Source organism: Streptomyces calidiresistens, assembly GCF_014141525.1.
Lineage (GTDB): Bacteria > Actinomycetota > Actinomycetes > Streptomycetales > Streptomycetaceae > Streptomyces > Streptomyces calidiresistens.
Map to the genome: position 1 here is coordinate 1 of NZ_VKHS01000977.1, position 1,781 is coordinate 1,781.

Sequence of the window (1,781 nt, forward strand, 5' to 3'; positions counted from 1 at the left end):
CGATGGGTTCCCCTCCCGAAGGCGCGCCCTCCCCTGCGGCGCGACCCGTCAAGCCTAGTCAACCGGCTTGCCCCCGGGGCGGGTTCGGCCGAACAGGAGTCCGGAAACCGCACCCCGGGGCGGTTTCCGGCGCCTAGACTCCCCCCGGGTGGTGCCGGAGGCCCCCGGGGGGCGGGACCATGGCACCGTACGGGAGGGGGCGGCGATGGCCGTGGGGATGACGAACCGGCCGCACCGGCCGGCGGATCCGCGGGACCGTCGGGACCGGGCCCAGTTGTCCCGGGCCACCGCCCTGCCGTTGATCTTCGGCATCGTCGCCGTGATGCCGTTCGCGGTGGCGGCCCAGCCGGGCGAGGGGGTGCGGGACACCGCCTTCGTGCTCCAGCTCGCCCTCGCCTGCTACGCCGGCGTGCGGCTGTGCACGATGGTGCTCTCCGGCCGGCGCAGGCTGATCCAGGGTGCCTTCTGGCTCTTCTGCTACCTGGCCATGGGCATCGCCCCGCTCGCGCAGAGCGTGCTGGGCCGGGACCCCACCCCGGTGCTCGGCCCCCGCTCGGACACCGTCCTGGCGACCGCCCTGGTGCTGCTGGGGCTGGTGGCCTTCGACCTGGGCGCGATGCTCGCCCGGCACCGGCCGGCGTTGGACGACCGGGCCCGACCGGCGGCCCGGGTGCACCGCACCCGGTTGTACCTGCTCATCGGCGTGGCGTACGCGGGCTCGCTGCTGTTCATCGCCTCGCTGGGGCCGGAGGTCTTCTTCAGCAGCCGGCAGGAGTTGGGCGAGAGCCTGGAGGCGTCCGGTGGCGGGGACGGGGGCGAGGCGGGCAACGCCCTGCTGCGCGGCTTCGGCACGGTCCCGGTGCTGCTGGCCCTGCTGTTCACCACCCGCTGGCTGGTGACCTCCCGACGGGCGCGGCGCAGCCCCTCGGTGCTGCTGCCCTGGGCCGGGCTGCTGGTGCTCAACATCGTGGTGAACAACCCGATGTCGAACCCCCGGTACTGGTTCCTCACCGTGATGTTCGCCCTGCTGTTCACCCTCTTCCCGCGCAGCCCCGTGATGTACCGGACCTCCCTGGCGCTGGGTGTGGTGATGGCGCTGCTGGTCTTCCCCTTCGCCGACCGCTTCCGGTACGACGAGGACGGTCACCGGCCCATGGACGCCGACTCGGTGCTGGAGCCACTGGTGGTCAAGGACTACGACCAGGTCCCCATGTTCGCCAACACCATCACCTACGCCGACGACGGCAACGGGCACACCTACGGCAAACAGCTCAGCGGCTCGCTGCTGTTCTTCGTGCCGCGCTCGCTGTGGGGGGACAAGCCGGTGGACACCGGGGTGCGGGTGGGCGAGTGGATGGGCACCACCAACACCAATCTCTCCGCCCCGCTGTGGGCCGAACTGTGGCTGGACTTCGGGCCGTTGGGAATGACCCTCGGTTTCCTGGCGCTCGGGTACGCGGCGGCCCGCACCGATCGGCGGTACGTGCAGCGGACGGTGGACGACCCCTCCCCCGGCAACATCCCGGCGATCGTGGTGCCGGTGATCGCCGGGTACTCCTTCATCCTGCTGCGCGGGCCGCTGTTGCAGGCCACCGGGCGCATCGCGATCGCCGCCGTCTGCCTGGCGCTGGTCACGACCTTCCGGGACGATCCGCGCCGCCGCCTGGAGTGACCCCCCGGTCCCCGGCCGGGGTCGTGTCGGGGGTCGCGGCGGCCCCGCACCGCCGGACGACGGCGGGGGGTGTCCGATGGGCGCCTCCGCCGGGCGCGTCCCCGGGGGG

The 1,781-nt window shown here is 73.2% G+C and carries 1 protein-coding gene; it reads left to right on the forward strand.

What is annotated here, in order from left to right:
• Window positions 1–217 precede the first annotated feature (217 nt).
• Window positions 218–1,672: an O-antigen polymerase gene (locus FOE67_RS24680; RefSeq protein WP_228474258.1), complete on the forward strand. Its 1,455-nt coding sequence runs from the start codon at window positions 218–220 to the stop codon at window positions 1,670–1,672.
• Window positions 1,673–1,781 lie beyond the last annotated feature (109 nt).